Source organism: Azospirillum sp. (assembly GCF_035628975.1).
Taxonomy (GTDB): Bacteria; Pseudomonadota; Alphaproteobacteria; order Azospirillales; family Azospirillaceae; genus Azospirillum.
The window spans coordinates 1-18,657 of record NZ_DASPIS010000102.1 but is presented as its reverse complement, the minus strand read 5'-3'; the positions used below and the strand labels follow the sequence as shown (position 1 = coordinate 18,657).

20 protein-coding genes are annotated in these 18,657 nt (G+C 67.9%); 9 read left to right on the top strand and 11 right to left on the bottom strand.

Annotated elements, in window-relative coordinates; all coding sequences use genetic code 11:
• Positions 1–46 precede the first annotated feature (46 nt).
• Entirely contained in the window at positions 47–817 is a 771-nt protein-coding gene (locus VD964_RS22800; protein ID WP_414637239.1) for an SDR family NAD(P)-dependent oxidoreductase, read from the bottom strand.
• Positions 818–1,121: 304 nt separating this feature from the next.
• On the opposite strand from VD964_RS22800, the gene VD964_RS22795 reads away from it, so the two are divergent.
• From VD964_RS22795 to VD964_RS22775, 5 genes are all read left to right on the top strand, one after another.
• On the top strand, positions 1,122–2,048 hold the full coding sequence (locus VD964_RS22795; RefSeq protein ID WP_324870791.1) for a LysR substrate-binding domain-containing protein: 927 nt from the start codon (positions 1,122–1,124) through the stop codon (positions 2,046–2,048).
• Between the two features lie 161 nt (positions 2,049–2,209).
• On the top strand, positions 2,210–2,836 hold the full coding sequence (locus VD964_RS22790) for an acetate uptake transporter (RefSeq protein ID WP_324870790.1): 627 nt from the start codon (positions 2,210–2,212) through the stop codon (positions 2,834–2,836).
• A gap of 117 nt (positions 2,837–2,953) precedes the next feature.
• Positions 2,954–3,898: an AraC family transcriptional regulator gene (locus VD964_RS22785; protein ID WP_324870789.1), complete on the top strand. Its 945-nt coding sequence runs from the start codon at positions 2,954–2,956 to the stop codon at positions 3,896–3,898.
• 137 nt (positions 3,899–4,035) lie between these two features.
• Positions 4,036–4,872 carry an oxidoreductase gene (locus tag VD964_RS22780; RefSeq protein WP_324870788.1) on the top strand — a complete coding sequence of 279 codons (837 nt, stop codon included), beginning with the start codon at positions 4,036–4,038 and terminating at the stop codon, positions 4,870–4,872.
• 92 nt (positions 4,873–4,964) lie between these two features.
• Positions 4,965–5,111: a hypothetical protein gene (locus tag VD964_RS22775; protein ID WP_324870787.1), complete on the top strand. Its 147-nt coding sequence runs from the start codon at positions 4,965–4,967 to the stop codon at positions 5,109–5,111.
• A 19-nt stretch (positions 5,112–5,130) separates the two neighbouring features.
• Here the strand turns inward: VD964_RS22775 and VD964_RS22770 are convergent, their stop codons facing one another.
• The 3 genes from VD964_RS22770 to kynU are packed head-to-tail and all read right to left on the bottom strand — an operon-like array spanning position 5,131 to position 8,017.
• Positions 5,131–5,964 (bottom strand): alpha/beta hydrolase, encoded by an 834-nt coding sequence (locus VD964_RS22770; protein ID WP_324870786.1) that lies wholly within the window; start codon positions 5,962–5,964, stop codon positions 5,131–5,133.
• On the bottom strand, positions 5,961–6,827 hold the full coding sequence (gene kynA, locus VD964_RS22765) for a tryptophan 2,3-dioxygenase (protein WP_324870785.1): 867 nt from the start codon (positions 6,825–6,827) through the stop codon (positions 5,961–5,963). Before kynA ends, VD964_RS22770 begins: the two co-directional genes overlap by 4 nt.
• On the bottom strand, positions 6,824–8,017 hold the full coding sequence (gene kynU, locus VD964_RS22760) for a kynureninase (RefSeq protein ID WP_324870784.1): 1,194 nt from the start codon (positions 8,015–8,017) through the stop codon (positions 6,824–6,826). The genes kynA and kynU overlap by 4 nt, the downstream gene beginning before the upstream one ends.
• A gap of 235 nt (positions 8,018–8,252) precedes the next feature.
• Here kynU and VD964_RS22755 point away from each other — a divergent pair, with 235 nt between their 5' ends.
• Together VD964_RS22755 and VD964_RS22750 are read left to right on the top strand one after the other, a co-directional pair.
• Positions 8,253–9,266 (top strand): helix-turn-helix domain-containing protein, encoded by a 1,014-nt coding sequence (locus VD964_RS22755; RefSeq protein WP_324870783.1) that lies wholly within the window; start codon positions 8,253–8,255, stop codon positions 9,264–9,266.
• Positions 9,267–9,371: 105 nt separating this feature from the next.
• Positions 9,372–9,950 (top strand): hypothetical protein, encoded by a 579-nt coding sequence (locus tag VD964_RS22750; RefSeq protein WP_324870782.1) that lies wholly within the window; start codon positions 9,372–9,374, stop codon positions 9,948–9,950.
• Between the two features lie 83 nt (positions 9,951–10,033).
• On the opposite strand, the gene VD964_RS22745 is transcribed toward VD964_RS22750, so the two are convergent.
• Positions 10,034–10,711, bottom strand: a complete 678-nt coding sequence (locus VD964_RS22745) for an SDR family NAD(P)-dependent oxidoreductase (RefSeq protein WP_324870781.1) — start codon at positions 10,709–10,711, stop codon at positions 10,034–10,036.
• A 106-nt stretch (positions 10,712–10,817) separates the two neighbouring features.
• On the opposite strand from VD964_RS22745, the gene VD964_RS22740 reads away from it, so the two are divergent.
• Positions 10,818–11,744: a LysR family transcriptional regulator gene (locus VD964_RS22740; protein WP_324870780.1), complete on the top strand. Its 927-nt coding sequence runs from the start codon at positions 10,818–10,820 to the stop codon at positions 11,742–11,744.
• Positions 11,745–11,747: 3 nt separating this feature from the next.
• Here VD964_RS22740 and VD964_RS22735 read toward each other — a convergent pair whose 3' ends face one another.
• A complete protein-coding gene (locus tag VD964_RS22735; RefSeq protein WP_324870779.1) occupies positions 11,748–12,956 on the bottom strand; it encodes a PHB depolymerase family esterase in 1,209 nt (402 codons plus the stop codon).
• A 39-nt stretch (positions 12,957–12,995) separates the two neighbouring features.
• A complete protein-coding gene (locus VD964_RS22730; protein WP_324870778.1) occupies positions 12,996–13,415 on the bottom strand; it encodes a CopG family transcriptional regulator in 420 nt (139 codons plus the stop codon).
• A gap of 238 nt (positions 13,416–13,653) precedes the next feature.
• On the opposite strand from VD964_RS22730, the gene VD964_RS22725 reads away from it, so the two are divergent.
• Positions 13,654–13,962 (top strand): putative quinol monooxygenase, encoded by a 309-nt coding sequence (locus VD964_RS22725; RefSeq protein ID WP_324870777.1) that lies wholly within the window; start codon positions 13,654–13,656, stop codon positions 13,960–13,962.
• A gap of 12 nt (positions 13,963–13,974) precedes the next feature.
• Here VD964_RS22725 and VD964_RS22720 read toward each other — a convergent pair whose 3' ends face one another.
• The 4 genes from VD964_RS22720 to VD964_RS22705 all read right to left on the bottom strand — a co-directional run.
• The gene (locus VD964_RS22720) at positions 13,975–14,661 is read right to left on the bottom strand and encodes a DUF4142 domain-containing protein (RefSeq protein WP_324870776.1); all 687 of its coding nucleotides are present in this window, start codon (positions 14,659–14,661) and stop codon (positions 13,975–13,977) included.
• A 24-nt stretch (positions 14,662–14,685) separates the two neighbouring features.
• Entirely contained in the window at positions 14,686–16,599 is a 1,914-nt protein-coding gene (locus VD964_RS22715) for a nitric oxide reductase activation protein NorD (RefSeq protein ID WP_324870775.1), read from the bottom strand.
• Between the two features lie 3 nt (positions 16,600–16,602).
• Entirely contained in the window at positions 16,603–17,415 is an 813-nt protein-coding gene (locus tag VD964_RS22710; RefSeq protein ID WP_414637242.1) for a CbbQ/NirQ/NorQ/GpvN family protein, read from the bottom strand.
• The coding region (locus VD964_RS22705) for a cbb3-type cytochrome c oxidase subunit I (protein WP_324870773.1) at positions 17,415–18,657 on the bottom strand (1,243 nt) is incomplete at its 5' end. The genes VD964_RS22710 and VD964_RS22705, both read right to left, overlap by 1 nt.

Below are 18,657 nucleotides of genomic sequence, written 5' to 3'. Positions count from 1 at the left end.
TCATTGAAGGAATGGTCGGAAATCGGAAAGGACGGGAGCCGCGCGGTCAGCCGTGGATCAGCATGCCGCCATTGACGTCGATGACGGCGCCGGTGATGTAGCCGGACAGGTCGGAGGCCAGGAACAGAAAGGCGCCGGCCACGTCCTGGACGTTGCCCAGCCGGTTCAGCGGGATGCCGGCGAGGATCTCCACCTTCTTGTCGTCGCTGATCTTGCCGGCGTTGATGTCGGTCTGGATCAGGCCGGGAGTCACGCAGTTGACGCGGATGCCGTCCTTGCCCAGTTCGCGCGCCATCGCCTTGGCGAGGCCGAGCACGCCGGCCTTCGCCGCCGAATAATGCGGGCCGCCGAGAATGCCGCCGCCGCGCTGCGCCGACACCGACGACATGCAGGCGATGGAGCCCTGCCCGCGCCGCTGCATGTGCGGGATCACCGCCTGCGACAGGTAAAGCACGCCGCGCAGGTTGACATCGAGAATGCGGTCCCAGCTTTCCGGATCGATGTCGACGGTCTTGGCCGGCTGGGTGATGCCGGCGTTGTTGATGAGGATGTCGATCTGCCCGAAATCGGCGATCACACGCTCCACGGCACCCTGGCAGGCGGTCCGGTCGGTGACGTTGCAGGCGTAGCCGCGATGCGCGGGTCCGATCAGCGCCGCTGCCTCGGCCGCGGCCTTGCCGTCCAGGTCGAGGATGGCAATCTTGGCGCCATGCTCGGCGAACATCCTTGCGGTCGCCATGCCGATGCCGCGGAGAGAGGCGGCGCCGGAGATCACGGCGACCTTGCCGTCGAGGAGCGAACGCTGCTGCATTGTCATGGGACCTTTTCAGTTCGAGGGGCCGATCCCCGGCGCGGCGGGGAGCGAAGGAGTTCGTGAGGAGGGCTCATCTCTGGTGCCGTGCCGGAGCTCGCCGGGACAGGAATGCCGTCGCCGGGTCTTCCGTTCAGGCAGTGCCGGATTTTCCGCCCGATCCGGCTGTTTGATCTCAGTAGCGCGCTGAACCAGGGAGGCGTGCCTTGGCGGGTTCTTTCGAATGGCTGCGGCGCGATGAAAGACTTGCATCACCCCGGACCATCTGACAAACGCATCGTTTGCAACAGGTCATGAATTGGATTCACCTATGACTGGCCGTCTTCCGCTGACCCAGCTCCGCGCCTTCGAGGCGGCCTGCCGCCTGGGCAGCTTTGCCGCGGCGGCTCAGGAACTGGCGGTCTCCCCCTCCGCGATCAGCCATGCGATCCGCGAGCTTGAGCGCATGCTGGGAACGGTGCTGTTCCAGCGGTCGCCGCGAAAGATCGCGCCGACGCCGGAAGGACGGACGCTCTTCCAGCACGTGACCCGCGGTTTCGATCAGCTGCAGCGCGGTTTGCAGGAGATCACGACCGCCGGGCCGGCGCGCATCAGGGTCCATTGCGCGCCGTCCTTCGCCGCGCAATGGCTCTCGCCGCGGTTGGGCCGCTTCCTGGGCCTATTCCCGGCGGTGGAGCTGAAGCTGTCGGCCAGCCCGGACTACCCGCTGTTCCCGTCCGAGGAATACGACCTCTCCATCGTCTATGGGGAGCCGCGCCAGACCGACGTGGTTGCGATCCCGCTGGGGCAGGAAACGGTCTGCCCACTGTGCGCGCCGGCCATCGCGTCGCGGGTCACCGCCATCGACGATCTCCTGTCGGTCCCGCTCGTCCGCAGCGACCACAACCGGGTCACATGGCCGATGTGGTTCGACGCGAATTCCGCCATAGCAGCCACCCCGGCGGGACCGCGCTTCGACCGCAGCTTCATGGCCATCGCCGCCGCGGTGAACGGGGTCGGCGTGGTGCTGGAATCCACGCGTCTGGCGGAGCGCGAACTGCAGACCGGCCAGTTGGTGGCCCCCTTGGAGGGACGCTCGCAAAGCCTGCGGCATGTCGCGCATTGGATGGTCTGGCCGAAGGGCGCCGAACGGAAACACGCCTTCCGCTGCTTCGTGACGTGGCTTGTCGAAGAGCTTGACGTTCCGAGGATCGATTTCGACAAGGCGGCCCCCGGCCACCGGGCGCCGCCCGGTTGACGCATACGGATGCGGTGGTATGTCGCTGGTATGACCACTTCATCGGCGCGCGGGAACGTGGTCTTAAAGGTGGAGGCGGGCGTTCGGTGTCCGCCCTTCTCCAACACCTTATCTTTGCCGCGGGCGGGCTCAAGTTTGCCGCCCGCGAGACTGGAACCAGAATGTCAGTATCCGTTCTCGTCGCGAAACCGGCTTCGCCTGCCGAAGCCGGTCAGACCGTTTCCCACGCCCCGCTCAAGCACGGCAACCCGGCCGTCGTCGGGCTTGCCGGCTTCGGGCTGTCGACCCTGCTTCTGCAGTTCCACAATGTCGGCTGGGTCGACATCGGCCCGGTGGTCTGGCTCGGCCTGATCTTCGGCGGGGTAGCGCAGATGATCGCCGGCCTGCAGGAGATGAAGGCGGGCAACAATTTCGGCTACAGCGCCTTCACCTCCTACGGCTGTTTCTGGATCTCGCTGTGCCTGATCCTGATCGGCAACAAGACGGGCCTGTTCACCGTCAGCGAGACGGACATCGGCTGGTTTCTGGTCGCCTGGACGCTCTACACCGCGATCATGACCATCGGTGCCATGCGGATCAGCCGGGTGCTGGGCCTGATCTTCATCACGCTGCTGGCCGGCTTCGTCCTGCTGGATCTGGCCCATTTCGCCGATCATGTCTTCACGGTGATCGCCGGCTACGAGTTGATGGTCTGCGCCGGCCTGGCGCTGTACGGCATGGCGCATGCCGTCTTCCTCGACGTCTTCGGCCGCGACGTGCTGCCGATGGGAAAGCCGTTCCTGCGCTGAAAGTTCGGCCCATTCCTCGCCGATGCTTGCACGATCCTCTTGGACATCTGTGAGCATCGGCATCCGGACGCTAGGATGGCTGGCTGCGGACTGATCCGGAATGGGAGCCTGCCATCCATGTTCCTGCCATCCAATTTCAAGGAGACCGAATTCTCGCTGATCCTGGACCGCGTGACCTCCGATCTGGGGGACGGGGTCCATGAAACGCAAATCCCCCGGCTGGCGGTGGTCCGCGCCGGCAGCCCGACCGAACAGCTCCACACCGTTTATGAGCCGTCCGTGTGCATCGTCGCGCGCGGGGCGAAGCGCAGCATCGCCGGCGACCGGATCCTGGATTACCGCGCTGGCCAGTATCTCGCCGTGTCGCTCGACCTGCCGGTGATCGGGCAAGTGACGCAGGCGACGGCGAAGGCCCCATATCTGTGCCTGCGCCTGACGCTGGACCCGGCGCTGCTGAGCGGCCTGATCCTGGAAGCGGGATTGAAGGCGGCGCCGCAAGCCGACCAGGGGCTCGGCCTGACGACCAGCCTCGCCACGCCGGAGATGATCGACGCAGCGGCGCGGATGGCGCGGCTGCTGGAAACGCCCGACGCCATTCCGGTTCTGGCGCCGCTGGTGGAGCGCGAACTGCTCTATCGGCTGCTGACCGCCGACCAGGGCAGCCTGCTGCACCGGATCGCGCTGGGCGAGAGCCGAACCGCGCAGATCGGCCGCGCCGTGAAGTGGATCAAGGACAATTTCCGCGAGCCGCTGCGCATCGAGACGGTCGCGGCAAAGGCCAACATGAGCCCGTCGGCCTTCCACCAGCATTTCAAGGAGGTCACGGCGCTCAGCCCCCTCCAGTACCAGAAGCAATTGCGCCTGCAGGAGGCGCGGCGGCTGATCCTGGCCAATCTGGCCGATGCCGCCAGCGCCGGCTTCGCCGTGGGCTACGGCAGCCCGTCCCAGTTCAGCCGCGAATATGCCCGCCTGTTCGGACTGCCGCCGATCCGCGACGCCGCGCGCCTGCGCGCCTCCATGACCGGCGAGGATGCCGGCGCCCGTCAGGCGGCGCGGGCCTGAGGAATTTCTCCCGGCCCCGAAGGATCAGGCAATCCTGTCGGACCTCTGGTCTACCGGGTGCGCACCGCCCGCCCCTATCCTCTCTTCATCGGGACCGCAGCGCACTGCGGGTCCTCCAGCGAAGATGGGAGACGGACATGAGCAAGGTTTGGTTCATCACCGGCAGCGCGCGCGGCATCGGGGCGGAGATTGCGAAGGCGGCGCTGACCGCCGGCGACCGGGTGGTCGCCACCGGCCGCAAGCTCGACCAGTTGCAGGCGGCCTATGCCGGCCATGGCGACCGCGTGCTGACGGTGGCGCTCGACGTCGCCGACGAGGCACAGGCGGTTGCGGCGGTGCAGGCGGCGGTCGACCGCTTCGGGCGTATCGACGTGCTGGTAAACAATGCCGGCTTCGGCCAGCTTGGCCGGTTCGAGGAGATCGAAGCGGCGGACATCGAGCGGCAGTTCACCACCAACGTGTTCGGGCTGTTCCACGTCACCCGCGCCGTTCTGCCGGTGATGCGCCGGCAGCGGTCGGGCCGCATCCTGAACCTGTCCTCCATCGGCGGGGTCCTGGGCTTTGCCGGTGCCTCGGTCTATTGCTCGACGAAGTTCGCGGTGGAGGGCTTCTCGGACTCGCTGGCGCTGGAGGTGGCGCCCTTCGGCATCCACGTCACCGTGGTTGAACCCGGCTTCTTCCGCACCGATTTCCTCGACGGAAGTTCGGTGCGCTACGGCACCAAGGAGATCGCCGATTACGCCGCCCACTCGGCCGAGCAGCGGTCGACTTACGACAGCTACAGCCACAAGCAGCCGGGCGACCCGGTGAAGCTGGCCGCCGCCATGGTCGAACTGGCCGACACGCCGGAACCGCCCCGCCATTTCCTGGCCGGCTCCGATGCGCTCGCGATGGCCGACGGCGTGATCGAGCAGCGCCGTGCCGAGATCGCCGCTTGGCGGGACCGCTCGGCTGGGACCGACTTCGCAGCCTGACAGCGTGGGGATCGGGGGCGGCCACCCCGCCCCTGCCCTCCACTCTCCTGGAGAATCAGGCAAGGAATACCATCACGACAGGAGATGCCGCCATGCTCTGCATCGGGATCGTCGCCACGTCGCTCGGCCTGCTTCTGCTGGTCGGCAGCGACCGCAGCTTTCAGATTCATACGCGCCATGAGGCGTACCAGCCGACCGCCAGTCCCCGCCGCCAGCGCGGGGAGGAGTTGTTGGGATGAGGATCAGCCGATCACCGCTTCAAGTCCCAAGCAAAGTTGCCAACAGATCTGACTTCGGATCGGCCAGATCGTCGATGACGTCGAAGTGATGGCGCCCGGCGGCCAGCCGCAGTTCGGTCGCCGCCCCCAGCCCATGCCAGATGTTGGCGAGCAGTTCGGTCTGCCGGACGAACTCCGGCCGTTCGGCGGCACCCGCCCAGCAGGTGATGCGGGTGCCCGGCCGCGGGCGCAGAAGGGCCGGGCTTTCCGCAACTGCCTCCGCCTCGTCCATATTCAACGTGCCATTCATGCGGGTGTTCAGCAGCGGCCGCAGGTCATGCAGACCACTGATGGAGACGACATGCTCCACCCGCCCCTGCACCTCCGCCGACAGTGGCGCGTCGGCACAGGCAAGCCGGCTGACCAGATGGCCGCCGGCGGAATGGCCGGTCAGCCGCAACGGTCCCGGCTGGGTTTGCGCGATGACCTCCACCGCACGCGCGACCTGCCGGGTGATGCCGGCGATACGGCTTTCGGGGCAGAGCGTATAGCTGGGCATCGCGAGGGCCCAGCCGCGGGCGAGCGCGCCGGCCGCCAGATGCGACCAGCGCCCCTTGTCGAAGGCCATCCAATAGCCGCCATGGATGAACAGGACGGTTCCCCTGGCTGCGGCATCGGGGTGGAACAGGTCGTAGCGGTCCCGTTCGCCCTCGCCATAGGGCAGGTCCAACTCCGCCCGGCCGGCTGCCGAAAGCTCTGCCCGGAAGGCCGCCGCCTGCTCCGCCCAGCGCGCCGGATAGGCGTCGCCGCCGGGGATATAGGCGCTGTTGCTGTAGGCGCCGTCCCAATCGGTGATTGCCTGCAATCCGCTCACAGCACCGTCCTCACGCGCCAGAGTTCCGGGAACAGCTCCACCGCCAGCATGTTGCGCAGGTAGGACACGCCGCCGGTACCGCCGGTGCCGCGCTTGAAGCCGATCACCCGCTCCACCGTCGTCACATGGTTGAAGCGCCAGCGGCGGAAATAATCCTCGAAATCCACCAGTTTCTCGGCAAGCTCGTACAGCGGCCAATGCGCTTCGGGGGACTGGTAGATGACCCGCCACGCCTCCGTCACGCCGTCATGGGGCTGGTGGGTCAGCGTCACGTCGCGTTCCAGCACTTCGGCCGGAACCGGGATACCGTTGCGGGCCAGCAGGCGCAGCGCCTCGTCGTACAGGCTGGGGCGGGACAGCTCCCGTTCCAGCATGGCGTGGATTTCCGGCCGGTGAGCGTGGGGGCGCAGCATCGCCGGGTTGCGGTTGCCCAGCAGGAATTCGATCTCCCGGTACTGGTAGGACTGGAAGCCGGAGGATTGGCCCAGATCGTCGCGGAAGCGGGTGTATTCGCTGGGCGTCATCGTGCGCAGAACGTCCCAAGCGGAATTCAGCTGTTCGAAGATGCGGGCGACGCGGGCCAGCATCTTGAAGGCGGGCGACAGCCGATCCTCGCAGATCGCCTCGCGCGCGGCGCGGATCTCGTAGACCGCCAGCCGCATCCACAGCTCCGACGTCTGGTGCTGGATGATGAACAGCATCTCGTCATGGGCGGTGGAACGCGGGATCTGCGCCCCCAATATGCGGTCGAGTTGCAGATAGTCACCGTAGGACATCCGCCCGTCGAAGGCCATCTGGGCGCCCTCGGCCGCCGGATCGTAAGGCTTGCTCTTGTCGCGCCCACTCATGTCACGCTTGCTCATGTTACGGCGGCCTTCCTGTGGTACTCGGGCCGGTCCCAAAGCCCGCCGTCCATCACCTGTTTCAGCACGGCGACGGCACCGCGCACCTCCGCCTCGCCGATGTAGAGCGGGGTGAAGCCGAAGCGCAGGATGTCGGGCGCGCGGAAATCGCCGATCACGCCGCGGTCGATCAGCGCCTGCATGATGGCGTAGCCGTGGGGATGGCGGAAGGACACCTGGCTGCCGCGCCGCGTGCCGTCGCGCGGTGAGGCCAGTTCCAGCGCCGGGCACTGCGCCTCCACCAGTTCGATGAACAGGTCGCAGAGCGCGATGGAGGTGCGGCGGATTTCGGCCATCTCCACCCCGTCCCAGACATCCAGCGCGGCGTCGAGAGCGGCGAGCGCGATCACCGGCGGGGTGCCGACGCGCATCCGCTCCACCCCCTCGCCGGGGCGGTAGGACGGGTCGAAGGCGAATGGCGCCTCATGCCCCATCCAGCCGGACAGGGCCGGCCGCGCCGTCTGCGCATGGCGCGGGGCGACATAGATGAAGGCCGGCGCGCCCGGTCCGCCATTCAGATACTTGTACGTGCAGCCGACCGCGAAATCCGCGCCCGTACCGGCCAGATCGACCGGCAGCGCCCCGGCGGAATGGGCGAGATCCCACACCGTCACCACGCCGGCCGCATGGGCCCTGGCGGTCAGCGCCGCCATGTCGTGCAGGCGGCCGGTCCGGTAATCGACCTCCGTCAGCATCAGCACGGCGACATCCTCGCCGATCGCCCCTTCCACCTCCTCCGGCGCCACCACCTTCAGGACATGGCCGCGGCCGAGCGTCTCGATCAGCCCCTCCGCCATGTAGAGGTCGGTCGGGAAGTTGCCGCTGTCGGACAGGATGACACGGCGGTCCGGCCGCATCGCCAGGGCCGCGGCCAACGCCTGATAGACCTTGATCGACAGGGTGTCGCCCACCACCACGCTGCCGGCCGGCGCGCCGATCAGCCGGGCGATGCGGTCGCCGACGACGCGCGGCTGCACCATCCAGCCGGCGCTGTTCCAGCCGCGGATCAACTGGCCGCCCCATTCCGCGGTCAGGGTGCGGGCCACCCGCTCTTCCGCGCCGACCGACAGCGGTCCCAGCGAGTTGCCGTCCAGATAGATCACGCCGTCGGGAATGCGGAAGCGGGCGCGTGTCGCTTGGAAATCCGTCATCGCTCTGCCTGCTCCTTCAGGCCGGAAGGCGGCAGCACATCCACGGCACGCCGCCCACAACCCGCCGTCGCCCAAAATTTGTTAGTTGTCCCAATAATCTATGAGCTTGGATATCTCCGCCGACCCGAGACTGTCCAGCGGAAAATGGGCAGCGGCGGGCCTCCACCAACCTATTGACCCAAACGCGCCTATCTGAAAGAAAGTTGTACACTAAGCAATTTTGCGGGTTTCCTTCGTGGCCACGCAGACCGTTCCGTTCCGGCGCTTTTCCACCGGCTTCCTTCCGGAACGCGAGCGTTTCGGCGCATGGCGCGATGCCATGACGTCGGTCTACGAGATCGCCCCGCTCGAAGAGGATGCGTGCCGGCGGTTCAGCGGCACGGCCACCAGCGCCCATCTGGGGCCGCTCATCGTCGGCACCATGGATGTCGATGCGCTGGCCTACCACCGGTCTCCGGCGAAAATCCGGTCGGACCACATGGACCATTTCATCATCCGCCTGGACCGGTCCGGCGCTGCCGGAAACGCATCGGATGAAATTCTGGTCAAGGACATGGGCCAACCGCTGGCGTTGCCGCCGATGCGGCTGGACGGCGCCTGCATCATCGTTCCCCGCGATGTCATGACCGGCATGCTGCCGCGGGCGGACGCGCTGCATGGGGCGCGCCTCGGCGGCATCATGGGGCGGTTGCTGGCCGACCACATGCGGTCCCTGGCCCAGGCGGTGCCGGCGGCGACGGTGGAGGAGGCGCCGCAGGTCGTGCGCGTCATCCGCGACATGGTCACGGCCTGTCTGGCGCCCAGCCACGATGCGCTGGTGCAGGCAAGGCCGCAGGTCGCCGCGACGCTGATCATGCAGGCGCGGCGCTACATCGACGCCAACCTGACGAACCCGGATCTGTCGCCGGACCGGCTGTGCATGGCGCTCGGCCTGTCGCGCTCGGCGCTTTATACGCTGTTCGAGCCCCACCGTGGCGTCAACCGCTACATTCAGGAGCGCCGGCTGCTGCGCGTGCGCGAGCATCTGTGCGACCCCGGCGAGCGGCGGCGCATCGGGGAAATCGCCTTCGCCTACGGCTTCACCAGCGAGGCGCATTTCAGCCGGGCCTTCCGCCGCGCCTTCGGCTGCTCGCCGTCGGAGATGCGGGCCGGAGCATCGGCCGGGCCGGTGAAGGATGCCACCTCAATCGGCGCGGCGGGCGGCATCGGCGGCGAGTTTCCGGACTGGCTGCGCCGGCTGCGCGCCTGAGCGCGGATGCATGGTCAAGGAAATTTGGACGCCCGGTCATGGCCCGCCCTCCATTGCCACGCTAGCGTATTACTCCAACCGACCAGCCGATCCGAGGTGAGACCCGTGGCTTACGACTTCAAAAGGCTTGTGGACGCCAAGCTCAGCCTGAACGAGCGCCCCATGGTGATGATGTGGGCGGCGGTCAGTGGCGGTGCGGCCGAAGCGGTGTTCCTGACCTGCCTGGAGCAGTTCAAGCAGTCGCCGTCGAAGGCCAAGGTGAAGGTCATGCATGAATGGCTGATCGACCAGAACTCGACGAAAGGCGACGGCCATTGGGGGCCGATGAACCTGGAATCGGACGGCGTCAGCAACTCGACCAAGACATCGGCCGCCAACATCGCCACCGCATCCGCCTACTACATCGGGCGCAAGAGCTGGTGGGCCAAGAGAAGCGCCACACTCAGTGCGGCGCTGGGCAACACCCCCGCCCCGAACATGTTCGACACCCTTGTGGAACCGGTGGCCACCGCGCTGGGCACCGTGCAGCCATGGTTCAGCGGCTGGACGCTGAACCAACTGGACAGGAAGGACTGCTACGTCATCAACCGGCTGAAGGGGATGGAGTACATGAACAACGCCTTCATGTCCGCCGGCTTCAACACCGCCGCGATGGGCATCCGGCTGCCCTTCAAGTTCCGATGACGGGCAAGTTCCGATGACGGGCAAGTTCCGGCGATGGGCAAGTTCCGGTGACGGGACACACGCGCGGCCCGTCACCGGAACGGTCACGCGTAGGTCAGTTCGAACGGGCGTTCGGCATCCGCAGGGGCGGCGTGCCGGTCCCAATAAGCCTGCGCGACAGTGTCGGGAGCGAAGCGGCCTTCCTCGGCCAGATAGCCGCAGATCGTGACGATGGCGACGTCGATCTTCTTCGGCGCCAGGTCCTGGGCGAGCGTTGCCGTGAGGTTGCGCAAAGCCGCCTTGCCGGCGCTGAGCGCGGCCATCTCCGGATAGGGATAGAGGGCGAATCCGCCGCCGGTGAACAGCACGCTGCCGCCGCCGTTGGCCTCCAGGGCCGGCGCGGCCGCCTGTGCCGCGGCCAGCGGAGCGGCGACGTCGACGACCAGCTCGGCAGCAAGGGTCTTCGGGTCCAAAGCCATGGGCCGCGCCGGCTGGATGGCGGCGGCGTTGTAGATCAGCGCCTTCAGCGGAGACATGACCGCCACCGCCTGTTCGATGGTGCCGCGCAGTCCGTCGAGGTCCGCAGCGTCGGCCGTCAGGGCGTGGGCGGTGATGCCCAGTTCCTGCAATTCGCGGACGAGAGGGGCGAGCCGGTCGGCCGAACGGGCGATCAGCGCGACCTCCCCGAGTTCACGTCCGAACTGCCGGGCGAGCGCGAAGCCCAGGCCCGGACCGGTGCCGACGACGATGGCGGAATGCTTGGTGCTGTGAGCCGTGCTCATGGATGGGGTCCTCCTGCAAGGTCGGCGTCGCGCCGAACACGGTGGACAGTGCGGCCGGACGCAGCTATCTGTCCAAGCGGTAGTTGGTATGTAGAGTATCCATGCCATGAATATAAGGTCGATCGACCTGAACCTCGTGATCGCGTTGGCGGCGCTGCTGGAAGAGCGCAGCGTTTCGCGCGCGGCACTTCGCATCGGACGCAGCCAGCCGGCGACGAGCAGCGCGCTGGCGCGGCTCCGCGAGATCTTTGGTGATCCGCTGCTGGTGCGGGAGGGGCGGGGATACCGCCTCAGCCCGCGGGCGGAGGAGATCCGGGTGCATGCCGCGCAGGCGCTGGCGGCGCTGACCGCGACCTTCCAGGACTCCATCGCCTTCGACCCGGTGGGTGCGGAAATGGAGATCCGCGTGGCCGCCAGCGATTACCTGGCGGCGGTCCTGTTGCCGCCGCTGATGGCGGCACTGTCCCGCTCGGCACCGGGCATCGATCTGCGGGTGATCGCCGCGGACCGCAGATCCGCCATCTCGCTGCTGAAGGACGGTGCGGTGGACCTGTCGCTGGCCGTCGCGGGAGAGGGCGCGGCGGAGGTGCTGAACCGCCCGCTCTTCGACGAGGGGTTCGTCATGGTGACCCGCCCCGGCCACCCCTATCACGACGGACCGCCGACGGCGGAACGGTTCGCCGGCTTTCCCGCGCTGCTGGTCTCGCAGACTGGCGACGGTGCGGGCGTCGTCGACGACTGCCTGTCGCGGATGGGGCTGAAGCGGCGGGTCGCGCTCACCGTCGCGCATTTCCTGCTGGCCCCGCAACTCGTCGCCGACAGCGACCTCGTGCTGGTCATCGGCCGCCGGGTTGCGGAGGCTGCGAAAGCCCAGCTCGGACTGACGGTCACCGCCCTGCCCTTTCCGATGCCGGGCTTCACGGCACGGATGTACTGGCATGGCTCGACCGCCAGCTACCCGCCGCTGGTCTGGTTCCGGCAGATCGTCGCAGGACTGGACGTCGGATTGCCGGAACCGCCGGCTTCGTCCTGATCGTCAGCCCGGCGTCGCCGACAGGGGATGCTCCAGGAAGAAGCGCATCATCTCTGCCGTGGCATCCGGTCCCTGCGGGTCGGTGTAGGATCCGGCAGGGCTTCCGCCCGCCCAGGCATGTCCGGCGCCATGGATGGTCCACTGCTCGCACAGCACCCGGCCGGTTGCATCGGTATACAGGGTCCGGCTGTAGGTGCGCCGACCGGGGGCTTCGCCGTTCTGCGTTTCGGTGCGCAGGCTGGTGACGGCGGCGGTCGTCTGGACCGCGACCTGATCGCCGTTTTGCGGATTCACCACCGTGTCGCGGTCGCCGTGGAAGATGATGGTGGGCACCTTGCGGCCGGTCCGCGCGGCAGTCGGCGCCGGCCGGCCACCCTGGCGCATGGCGGCGAGGGCGGACGGAAGATCGCCGGCCGCACCGGCCGGCAGGCCGGAATGCACGCCGACCGCGGCATAGAGATCGGGATAGGCCGCCGCCATGATCGCCGCCGCGGCGCCGCCGGCCGACAGCCCGGCGATGTAGACGCGGGTGGGGTCGATGGGATGCTCGCGCATGATCCGGCGGGTGATGCCGGCCAGCAGGTCGGGCTCCCCACGGTCGCGGCGCTGGTCCTCCGGCTTGAACCAGTTCCAGCAGCGCTGGGGGTTGGCCGAGGCCGGTTGCTCCGGATAGGCGACGAACACGCCATGCCGCTCGGCGAAGGCGTTCATCCGGGTGCCGGCGGCGAAATCGTCGGGCGACTGGGTGCAGCCATGCAGCATCACCACCAGCGGACGCGGCCCCTCGCCGCGGTTGGCCGGCACATAGAGCTTGTAGGCGCGGGTCCCCGATGCCCCGCTGTAGGACGCCGTCACGAAGGACGCGCCATCGGGCAGCGGGTCGGCAGCGGGGCGGGGCGCACCCGTTCCCGTGCCGTGAAGCCCGGTCGGCCGCAGGCGGGCGGCAAGGCCGCGCAGGGTCTCGCCCAGGCCGGTTCTCGCCGCATGGCCGGGCTTGCCTCCCGGCGCCTTGCCGGCTGGGGATGCGGGATCGAGCCGCGTGAACTCGCCCTCGATGACTGAAGGGTCGGGTGCGGCCGTGGGGCCGGGTTCGCCCGACCCCCGCAGCAGGCGCTGGACGAGGCCGGTCGCCTCGGCAAGCCGGCCGGCACGGGTCAGGCGGGCGACCTCATCCATGCCGGGCAGGAAGCCGGTGGGGCGTGAGTTGGGCATATGGGTTTCTTTCCGGGTTCGGGAATTGTGCCCGCCGCGTCAGCGGATGCGGTCGGCGAGCGCCGCCTTGACGGCGGCCGGCGCATGCAGCGCGCCCAGCACGGTCAGCGAGGCGATGGTGGCGCGGGCGAGGTCGGCGGAAACGTCCTGGGCGATGGTGGCGAGCCCGAGGACGCGGATGTCCAGCATCCTCCCTTCGGCCTGCGCGGCTTCCAGGTCGGCACGGCTGAAATGGCGCAGGCCGAGGTCGACGCTCTTGCGCGTCACGGTCTGGCGGACGACCTCGGCATGCCGGTCGACCTGATTGCGGATGGCCGTGCGGATGAAGTCGGTGCGGTTCGAATAGAATCCTTCATCGACCAGCAGATCGATATGGCCCAGGTCGACATAGCCGAGATTGATCGTGATCTTCTCGCTGTCGCCTGCCTTGGGCCGCAGGTCGCGGGCCGTGTCGCTCATAGCCGACCATCCCTTCACCATCCAACTGGATGGTAAATGGATGTCGCTCCCTTCCCGTTCAAGACCGGCGTCCGCCTTTTCCCGAACCTGTACGAACGATCAGGTTTCTTTCTGGCTGGGATCGGAACAATGAATTTTCGGTTCCGCGGCGGGATGCGCTTTAATCCTGGCCGCAACACAGATATGGCCGGCGACCGCACCGGCCCCGGCCAACTCCGTCCAGAAGGAAAACTCCAGAATGACCGTTCCGCCCAACGATCAGGTGCAGCTCGTCGCCTATCTCGTCGCCAAGCCCGGACAGGAGCAGGCGCTGGCCGATGCCATCACAGCCATCGTCCCGACCGTGCTGAAGGAGCCGGGCTGCCTCGCCTACTCCGCCCATGTCAGCCGCGAGCGCCCCGGCACCATCGTGATGTACGAGGTGTGGCAGGATCAGGCGGCACTCGACGCCCATGCTGCAGGGGCCGCCTTCACCGGCCTCGCCGCGCGGTTCGACACGCTGCTGGGCGAGCCGCTGCGGATCGACCTGCTGCGCCGCATCGGCTGACCACCCCCCGTTTCAGCGCGCCTTGGTCGGGTCGCCGTACTGGATGGCCTGCCCCTCGGCCGGGGCGCTGATCCCGAACCGCCCGGCCATCTGCCGCAGAGCGTCGCGGTTCTTCTGGATCGACACCAGATTGGTGATGGCGAAGGTGGCGAGCTCCCGGTCGGGCGTGTGCGACGCTTCGGTCTGGTACAGGTCGACGATGCGGTCGTGGATGCGCAGCTGTGCTTCCAGATAGCCTTTGGCGAATCCTTCCCCGCTGGTCGCCGACAGGGATTTCGCCGCCTCCTGCGCCATCCCTTCTTGCGTGTTCGCCGGGTTGGTCACCGCCCCTGCCGCTCCGAACCGGTCGGCGCGCTGCGGAGTCACCTGATCGGCCGGCGGCAGGGTGCGGGCGGAGGACAGGCGTTTCAGACCCTCGTCGAGTTTCGTGTGGGTTTGCGCGATCTCCCTAGCCATGGCCTTGAACGCGTCGTCCGGCCCCTTCTCCGCCGCGAGCCGCCCGAGTTCGGCCTGCCCCTCGCTGGCCGCCGCGGCTTGCCTGAGGAACAGCGCGTCCTCCAGCGGCAGCGATTGCCCCGGCTGCGGCGGCAGGCGCGGCGTCGGGTCGGGCCGGAGGTTGGCCTGTGCCCAGGCCGAGCTGGACACCAGGATGGTTCCCAACACGGTTCCAAGAATGGCGGCGCGGAGGATCCTAGGCATGATGGCTCCTGTTCCCGTGAACACTCAGCAGGTCAATTGGCGGTAGATGGCCGGCAATGCCGCCGGCAGGCGCGCGACATGCGGGAAGATGGCGTAGGCGCCGGTGCCGAAGATGTAGGGGAGATAGTCGCGCCCCTGCTCGTCCACCGTGATGCCGAACAGCCGCAATCCGGCGCGGCGCGCCTCCTGCACCGCCACGCGCGTGTCCTCGATGGCATAGCGCCCCTCGTAATGGTCGGTATCGTTGGGCTTGCCGTCGGTCAGCACCAGCAGCAGCCGGTGGGTGTGCGGACGGTCCTTCAGGCGGAAGGTGGCGTGGCGCAGCGCGGCCCCCATCCGGGTGTAGCTGCCGGGCTTGAGCGCCTGTATCCGGCGCAGGACGCGGGCGTCCAGCCGCTCCTCGAAATCCTTCACCGTGCGCACGTCCACATGGTGCCGGCGATGCGAGGTGAAGGTGAGGATGGCGTGCTCGTCGCCACAGGCGGCCAGCCCGTGCGTCAGCGCCAACAGCGCCTCCTTTTCCACGTCGAGCACGCGCCGCTCCTCGACATAGCTGTCGGTGGATAGGGAGACGTCGACCAGCACGCAGATCGACAGGTCGCGGGCGACGGTGCGCACCGCGCTGTAGACCCGCTCCGAGCCGTAACCGCCCGCCCGCCGGTCGGCGACGGAGCGCACCAGCGCCGAAAGGTCGAGGTCGTCGCCATCGGGCTGGCCGGTCATCAGCTGGCGGCGCGGCCTCATGGCCTCGAACTGGCGGCGCACCAGACGGATGCGGCGGATCGCATCGTCGTCGGGACGCCACTCCTCGCCTTCCAGCGCGGCGGGCTCGGCGATCACGCGGCAATGGTCGGGAAGATAGCGGCGGCGCTTCCAGTCCCATTCGGGATAGGTGATCTCGGCCCGAAGCGGCGCCGCATAGACCTCCTCGGCGGCAAGATCGAGGTCGAGCTTCAGCTTGGTCGAGGCCTTGCGCTCATGCTGCCCCACCGTGATCTCGTCCATGTCCTCGGCCGCTTTGCGCGCGTTCTCCTCGTCGTCGTCCTCGACCTTGCGGTTGAGGTTCACCATCTCCGCCAGCCCCAGGATCTTTTCGAAGCGGTTCAGCATCAGCGGGTCGTCGCGCCGGGTCTGATCGGTGTCGCGGCGCTTGGCCTTGCGGCGCTTGCCGTCCCCCTCCGCACCGCCGCCGCCCTCCTCGTCGCCGTCCGCCGCCACGCCCGTTCCGATGGCCTCGGACACCTCGCCCCAAAGCGGCACGGGCAGGAACGGCCGATAGCCGGGATCCGCCCGGAACGCATCGAGCGGCACGGTGCCATCGGTCACAGCGGCGAACATGGCAGCAGAGGGCGGCTGTTCCGCACCGAGCAGAGCGAGGACCACGCTCTCCACCGCGGCCTCCTGCACGGGCAGGCGCCGCCGCGGCCTTGCGGCGCGCATCGCCCGGCAAAGCCGCTCATGCAGCGCGCGCAGTCCCGGCCATGCCGCAAGCGCACGGTCGGTCGCCACCCTTGCCGCGCGCAGGCGGGCCAGATCGGCCTGCAGCAGATCGGGGGGAAGCATCGGCGGCGGCTCGGCATGGACGAAGAAGGCGGCGAGCCACTCGTAGAGCCCGGCATTGTCCTCGCGCACCGGAAAGACGTCGAGGCGGTCGGGAAGCTGGAGGGTGGCGCCGTCATAGCGGGCGCGGTCGAGCTTTTCGGTTCCCAGGCCCAGCCACTGCTTCAAGCCCAGCCGGTGGCCGGAGGACTCCGCGGCGGTCGCGGCGATGCGGACGGCGCCCGGCCCGCCCAGCGCCCGGAACAGCACGCCCAGCCGCGTCCGCATGTCGTCCAGGCCGACCGCCGCCTGCGGATGGCGTGGGTACGACACGGCATTGCCGACAAGGCGGTGCCACAGCGCGCCGACGAACTCCTCCGGTTCCCAGATGGATGCCATGCGTCACCCCAGCGTGAGTTCGGCCACCCGCAGCAGCGCCTTCTTGACCTCCGGGTCGTCGGTTAGCGGCTCGACCATGGCGGCCAGCACCGCCTCGTCGCGCGCCATGCCGTCCCGGATCAGGCTGGCGCAATAGACCAGCAGCCGGGTCGAGACGCCTTCCTCCAGATCCTGTCCCTTGAGCGCGCGCAGGGCGTTGCCCAACCGAACCAGCGGCGCCACCCGCTCTGCGGCAAGCCCGCTCTCGCGGGCGACGATGGCGGTCTCCGCCTCCGGAGCCGGAAAGCCGAACTCGATGGCGATGAAGCGCTGGCGGGTGCTGGGCTTCAGCGACTTCAGGATGTTCTGGTATCCGGGGTTATAGGACACGACCAGCATGAAGTCCGGCGGGGCCTCCAGAAGCTCGCCGGTGCGTTCCAGCGGAAGCAGGCGGCGGTCGTCGGTCAGCGGGTGCAGCACGACGGTTACGTCCTTGCGCGCCTCCACCACCTCGTCCAGATAGCAGATGGCGCCCTCACGCACCGCCCGGGTCAGCGGGCCGTCGGTCCAGACGGTGTCGCCGCCCTTCAGCAGGTAGCGCCCGGTCAGGTCGGCGGCAGTCAGATCGTCGTGGCAGGACACGGTGTGGAGCGGACGCCCCAGCCGCGCCGCCATATGCGCGACGAAGCGCGTCTTGCCGCAGCCGGTCGGCCCCTTCAGCAGCAGCGGCAGCCGGTTGCGGTGGGCATGTTCGAACAGCGCCACCTCGTTGCCGGTCGGGGCGTAGAAGGGGATGGCGGAGTCCGCCACCCCGTCTCCCGATGCATCCCCGCCCATCATTCCGCCGGAGCGACGCTGGGCCGGCTGCGCGCGGGCAACTGCTCGCGGGCCGGTCCGAAGACGGAATAGACGAACAGCAGAACCGACAGAACCACGAAGACGCCGGAACCGAGACGCATCCAGTAGAACAGGGCCAACTGCTCCTGCACCTCCATATAGGTCATCCCCAGCACGCGCTGCAGATGGATTTGCACGACGCCGCCGAAGGTCAGGGTGAAGGTCATGAAGGCCATGGCCGAGGTCATGATCCAGAAGCTCCACATATTGAGCACCTGGTTGTAGGGCGCGCGGCCGCGCAAACCCGGCATGGCGTAGGTAATGATCGACAGGTTCAGCATCACATAGGCGCCGAAGAAGGCGAGATGCCCGTGCGCTGCGGTGACCTGGGTGCCGTGGCTGTAGTAGTTCACGAAGGACAGCGTGTGCAGGAAGCCCCACACGCCCGCTCCGAAGAAGGCGAAGACCGGCGTGCCGAGCGTCCACAGGAAGGCCGCCCTGTTCGGGTGGTCGCGCCGCCCCTTCCAGGCCATGGTGAAGGCGAAGAGGACCATGACGAAGAAGGGCGCCACCTCGAGCGTGGAGAACAGCGAACCGATCCACTGCCAATAGCCCGGGGCGCCGATCCAGTAGTAATGGTGCCCGGTGCCGAGCAGGCCGGAGAACAGGGCGAGACCGACGATGGCGTAGAGCCACTTCTCCACCACCTCGCGGTCGACGCCGGTCATCTTGATGACCAGGAAGGCCAGGATCGACGCCATCACCAATTCCCACACGCCCTCCACCCACAGATGGACGACGTACCACCAGTACATCTTGTCCAGCGCCAGGTTGGCCGGGTTGTAGAAGGCGAACAGGAAGAAGATGGCGACACCCCACAGCCCCAGCAGCAGGACGTTGGTGATCGCCGTCTTACGGCCGCGGAACACGGTCAGCGAGACGTTGTAGAGGAAGATCAGCGCTGCGATGACGATGCCGACCTTCACCCACAGCGGCTGTTCCAGGAACTCGCGTCCTTCATGGATGCCCATGGTGTAGCCGATGACCGCCGCAAGGGCGCCGACCATCAGGATCGCCAGCTGGACATAGGCCAGCATCGGGCTCTCGATGTCGCGCTCCGCCTCCTCCGGGATCAGATAATAGGCCGAGCCGAAGAAGCCGAGCAGCAGCCACACGATCAGCGCGTTGGTGTGGATCATGCGCAGGATGTTGAATGGCAGCGTCTCGGACAGGAAGTTGGGC

Excerpts from the sequence above, each read along its gene's own strand:
- kynU (WP_324870784.1), bottom strand. The coding sequence starts at position 8,017 with ATGACGGATTTCCAAGCGACACGCGCCCGCTTCCGCATTCCCGACGGC.
- VD964_RS22730 (WP_324870778.1), bottom strand. The coding sequence starts at position 13,415 with ATGAGCGACACGGCCCGCGACCTGCGGCCCAAGGCAGGCGACAGCGAG.
- VD964_RS22800 (WP_414637239.1), bottom strand. The coding sequence starts at position 817 with ATGACAATGCAGCAGCGTTCGCTCCTCGACGGCAAGGTCGCCGTGATC.
- VD964_RS22775 (WP_324870787.1), top strand. The coding sequence starts at position 4,965 with ATGCTCTGCATCGGGATCGTCGCCACGTCGCTCGGCCTGCTTCTGCTG.
- VD964_RS22720 (WP_324870776.1), bottom strand. The coding sequence starts at position 14,661 with ATGCCTAGGATCCTCCGCGCCGCCATTCTTGGAACCGTGTTGGGAACC.
- VD964_RS22710 (WP_414637242.1), bottom strand. The coding sequence starts at position 17,415 with ATGGGCGGGGATGCATCGGGAGACGGGGTGGCGGACTCCGCCATCCCC.
- VD964_RS22725 (WP_324870777.1), top strand. The coding sequence starts at position 13,654 with ATGACCGTTCCGCCCAACGATCAGGTGCAGCTCGTCGCCTATCTCGTC.
- VD964_RS22740 (WP_324870780.1), top strand. The coding sequence starts at position 10,818 with ATGAATATAAGGTCGATCGACCTGAACCTCGTGATCGCGTTGGCGGCG.
- VD964_RS22745 (WP_324870781.1), bottom strand. The coding sequence starts at position 10,711 with ATGAGCACGGCTCACAGCACCAAGCATTCCGCCATCGTCGTCGGCACC.
- VD964_RS22735 (WP_324870779.1), bottom strand. The coding sequence starts at position 12,956 with ATGCCCAACTCACGCCCCACCGGCTTCCTGCCCGGCATGGATGAGGTC.
- VD964_RS22780 (WP_324870788.1), top strand. The coding sequence starts at position 4,036 with ATGAGCAAGGTTTGGTTCATCACCGGCAGCGCGCGCGGCATCGGGGCG.
- VD964_RS22715 (WP_324870775.1), bottom strand. The coding sequence starts at position 16,599 with ATGGCATCCATCTGGGAACCGGAGGAGTTCGTCGGCGCGCTGTGGCAC.
- VD964_RS22795 (WP_324870791.1), top strand. The coding sequence starts at position 1,122 with ATGACTGGCCGTCTTCCGCTGACCCAGCTCCGCGCCTTCGAGGCGGCC.
- kynA (WP_324870785.1), bottom strand. The coding sequence starts at position 6,827 with ATGAGCAAGCGTGACATGAGTGGGCGCGACAAGAGCAAGCCTTACGAT.
- VD964_RS22785 (WP_324870789.1), top strand. The coding sequence starts at position 2,954 with ATGTTCCTGCCATCCAATTTCAAGGAGACCGAATTCTCGCTGATCCTG.
- VD964_RS22790 (WP_324870790.1), top strand. The coding sequence starts at position 2,210 with ATGTCAGTATCCGTTCTCGTCGCGAAACCGGCTTCGCCTGCCGAAGCC.